This window comes from Oleiphilus sp. HI0123, assembly GCF_001635315.1.
Genome location: NZ_LWGE01000795.1, coordinates 1 through 527 on the forward strand (window position 1 = coordinate 1; position 527 = coordinate 527).

The 527-nt window shown below is 41.9% G+C and carries 1 pseudogene; it reads left to right on the forward strand.

Features of this window, described 5'->3' with window-relative positions:
- Positions 1-527 (forward strand): annotated as a pseudogene (locus A3761_RS27260) (DNA phosphorothioation system sulfurtransferase DndC); the annotation flags it as partial.

The following is a 527-nucleotide window of genomic DNA, read 5'->3' on the forward strand; positions in this document are numbered from 1 at the left end:
AGCCATGCAAAGTCTTATTCTGAGCGGTGAAGAATGGATGCAAGAACTAGCTGACTTCCGAGATAAACTTACGCTAAGCAACCATGAAGATAAACGCCATGAGCTAAGGAACTTTAAACGCAGGACCGGTAAAGTCACTTATTATTCCGCAAATAGAATCGATGAAGACGGCGAAAAAGAAGCACAAGTCGTTCGAGGACCACTTTACCTAAAAGTTCGCCAGCAATGGCTAAAGGAGCTCTTAACTATACAAAAAGGGTTAAGAGGAACGGAGCATGAAATGGAATTAATCACTCCGGCGGAGTTACATCAAATTCGTCAAGAATGGTTAAATGACCCAAATGAGCCAGACTGGACCGACTCGCTTCCTCGAATATACAGTGAAGTTTTCAACGAGAACCTAGACTGGGTAGAAAATGATTCTGGCGCATTTACTCAACCAGATGCAGAGCTACTAGAAGAGCTAGCAATTAAATATCAAACATCCCCTCATTTGGTCATGAAGCTTTTAGACTTAGAGATATCTT